3 protein-coding genes are annotated in these 3,650 nt (G+C 65.5%); all 3 read left to right on the top strand.

The window, feature by feature from the left end; translation table 11 throughout:
- Positions 1–86: 86 nt before the first annotated feature.
- Entirely contained in the window at positions 87–1,172 is a 1,086-nt protein-coding gene (locus ACIQ6O_RS14490) for an aromatic ring-hydroxylating dioxygenase subunit alpha (RefSeq protein WP_396208491.1), read from the top strand.
- Between the two features lie 88 nt (positions 1,173–1,260).
- Entirely contained in the window at positions 1,261–1,875 is a 615-nt protein-coding gene (locus ACIQ6O_RS14485; RefSeq protein ID WP_396208490.1) for a DUF305 domain-containing protein, read from the top strand.
- Between the two features lie 41 nt (positions 1,876–1,916).
- On the top strand, positions 1,917–3,650 hold a 1,734-nt coding region (locus tag ACIQ6O_RS14480; protein WP_396208489.1), incomplete at its 3' end, for an LVIVD repeat-containing protein.

Genomic DNA, 3,650 nt, shown 5'->3' with positions numbered 1-3,650 from the left:
GGAGAAGATAATCCCGGCCGGGAGTCCCTCCCGCGCACCGGCCGGCGCCCGCTTGCCGGCCGGGCTGGCAGCCGCAAGCTTCCGTCATGCCCATCGTCTTCCCCTTCGACCCGAACATCGCCCGCGCCTCCACCATTCCAGCGCGGCTCTATCACGATCCGGTGTATCTGGAGCTCGAGATGGAGCGGGTCTTCGCCCACACGTGGCAGCTGGTCGGGCGCACCGATCAGGTGGCGACACACGGCCAGTACTTCACCGCCGACGTGGGCCCTAACAGCATTGTGGTGCTGCGCGACGGGGAGCAGCTGCGCGCGTTCTACAACGTGTGCCTGCACCGCGCCGGGCCGGTGGCCAGCGGGTGCGGCAAGCGCAACACGCTCCAGTGCCGGTACCACGGCTGGACCTACGCGCTCGACGGATCGCTGCAGCGCACACCGGGTATGGAGGGCACCACGCAGTTCCGCCCCGACGAGATGCGGCTCGTACCCGTGGCAGTCACCACCTGGGGGCCGCTGGTGTTCGTGAATCTCGACGGCAAGGCGCCGCCGCTGACCGAGGTGATGGAAGATCTCCCCGCTCGCATGGCGCCGTTCCACTGCGAGCGCATGCAGTACGTCACCACGCGCTCGTGGGAGATTGCCTGCAACTGGAAGGTGTACGTGGACAACTACCTCGAAGGGTACCATGTCCCCGTCGTGCACCCCGGGCTCAACAAGGAGCTCGACATGGATCGCTACCGGGTGGAACCGCACCGGTGGTACTCCCTGCAGCACGCGCCGTTACGTCCGGTGCACGGCGCGCACACCGATCGCCAGTACGACCCCGGCGCCACGGATATCCCCGAAGCGGTGTACGCATGGCTGTTCCCCAACACCATGCTCAACGTGTACCTGGGGCAGATGCAGACCAACGTGGTCATTCCGCTGGGCCCTGACCGCTGCCGCGTGGTGTTCGACTGGTACGCCGAACACCCGCCGGCCGACGCGGCGAGCGACCCGGACTGGGTGAAGCTCATGGCCTTCAGCGCCGAAGTGCAGGACGAGGATATCGGCATCTGCGAGGTGGTGCAGCGCAATCTGCGCTCACGGGTGTATGACCGTGGGCGGTACTCGGCCGAGCACGAGACGGGGGTGCACCACTTCCACTCGCTCCTGCACGAGGCGATGACCTAACGCTGGGGTTTCCCGTGCCGTATTCTGTCAGGATCCCTCGTCCAATCCCGCCGGCCGGCACACGGCCGGGTTCACCGCGGAGCATCTCATGACGGCTCGTCACACGCTTGCCGCTTTCTCGGTCCTCACCCTGCTGTTCGCAGCGCCGGCCACGGCCCAGGCGCAGCACAGCATGGATCACAGCATGCACAAAATGGGACCGGAAATCGTGATCCCCAAAGGCGCGCTGTACACCAAGGCCGACGTGGAATTCATGCAGATGATGATCGCGCACCACGCGCAAGCCATCGTCATGGCCAAAATGGCCGAAACGAACAGCACCAACGCGCAGCTGCTCAAGCTGTCGCGAAAGATCGACCAGTCGCAGATCCCCGAGATCCAGATCATGCAGGACTGGCTCCGCCGCCACGACCAGTTCGCCCCCGACACGTCGTCCTGGCACGATGTGCAGATGGACGGCATGCTCACCGAGGCCGAGCTCAAGACCATGAACGAGGCCAAAGGCGTCGCCTTCGATCGGCTGTTTCTCAACGGCATGATCAAGCACCACGCCGGAGCCATCAAGATGGTCGACGAGCTGTTCAAGTCGCCCGGCGCCGGCCAGGAAGTGGATGCCAACGTGTTCGCCAACGATGTGGTCGCGGCGCAGACGGCCGAAATCGGCATCATGAAGCGGCTGCTCGCGCAGCTCCCCCCGAAGTAATCCGCCCCTCCCCTCCTTTCCCACCACCGGAGTGTGACTCCATGCGGTTCATGCGTGGCTTGATGCTGCTCGCGGCAACGCTTGCGGCACCGACCCTGATGTCGGCTCAGACGTACCCCAGCAACAAGGATCCCCGCAGCACGCTCAAGCCCGGGCGCTTCGATGCGGGCATCGCGATCAACGGCATGAAGCAGGTGTCGTTCTCGCCCAAGCCGGCCGAGCTCGACACCGTCCGCGGGCTGACGTTCATCAATTCCGATGTGGCCTTCGCGACGCACTACATCTACCAGGCCAACTTCGCCGGCTTCACCATCTGGGACATCACCGATCCCGCCAAGCCCGTCATGGCGTCGGTTACGAAGTGCATCACCTCGCAGGGCGACCCGACCATCTACGGCACGCTCCTCTTCCTTTCAGCCGAAGGCGCGGGCAATCGCAAAGACTGCGGGGCGGGCGGCGTGAAGGATCCGAAGGATCACATGGCCGGCATTCGCATCTTCGACGTGTCCAACCCGAAGGCGCCCAAGCTGGTCAAGAACGTCGAGACGTGCAAAGGCTCGCACACGCACACGCTGGTGCCGAGCCCGACGAACAAGAACATTGTGTATCTGTATGTGTCGGGGCAGCAGGGCGCGCGTCCGGACACCGAGCTCGCCGGGTGCAAGAACGGCAACGATCCGAAGGATCCGACGAACTCGCTGTACCAGCTCGACATCGTGAAGGTGTACCTCAACGCCCCGGAGAAGTCGGAGGTCATTCCGGGCGCTCGCATCTTTGCCGACCTCGAAGGCGCTGGCGAGTGCCAGCGGTATTGCGTGCCGACGCGCACGGGGACGCGCGCCGGGCGTCAGCAGCCCGCGGCCGACATGCCGGCCGGTCCGCGCAACTGCCATGACGTGACGGCATACCCCGAGATGAACATGCTGCTCGCGTCCTGCTCGACGCACTCGATTCTCGTGGACATCAAGAACCCCGAGAAGCCGTTCCGTATCAACGCGATCATGGACACGAACAACTTCCAGGGGCGTCACACGGCGGCCTTCAGCAACGACGCCAAGAAGTTGATCCAGACCGAAGAGTGGGGCGGCGGCACGGGCCCGATGTGCCAGGCCTCGAGCATGCAGCAGCTCGGCGGGAACACGATCATCACCCTCGACGCGGAGAAGCGGCAGAAGCAGCGCGCGTACTTCAAGCTGGCGTCGGCGCAGGCGGCGGAAGAGAACTGCGTAGCGCACAACGGCGGCATCCTCCCGGTGCCCGGGCGCGACCTGTACGTGCAGGGGTGGTACCAGGGCGGCGTGAACATCATGGACTTCACCAACGCCGACAGCGCCTTCGAGATCGCCTACTTCGATCGCGGCTCGATCAACCCGCCGCGTCCGGTGGACGTGCCGTCTGCCGCGGCCGCCGATCCCACGGTGCGTGGTGGCGGCAACACCATCGGTGGCTCGTGGGGCGCGTACTACTGGAACGGCCTCATCGTTTCCTCCGAGCTCGATCGCGGTCTCGACATCCTCGAGCTGACGCCCACCGCGCAGCTCTCGGCCAACGAGATCGCCGCGGCCAAGCTGGTCACCTTCAAGCAGTTCAACCCGCAGAGTCAGCCCAAGTACGTGTGGCCGCCCGCGTTCGTCGTGGTACGCTCCTATCTCGACCAGCTGGTGCGTGGGCAGGGGCTGTCGGCGTCGCGTACGAGCGCGATCGATGCGGCGCTCACCGCCGCCGAAGCCAAGACCGGTGCGGCGCGTGCCGCAGCGCTCACCGCGCTGACGGCG

Origin of the sequence: Gemmatimonas sp. (genome assembly GCF_044345575.1) — a bacterium.
Lineage (GTDB): Bacteria > Gemmatimonadota > Gemmatimonadetes > Gemmatimonadales > Gemmatimonadaceae > Gemmatimonas.
The sequence above is the reverse complement of the archived record's forward strand: the minus strand, read 5'-3'. Positions and strand labels throughout refer to the sequence as shown.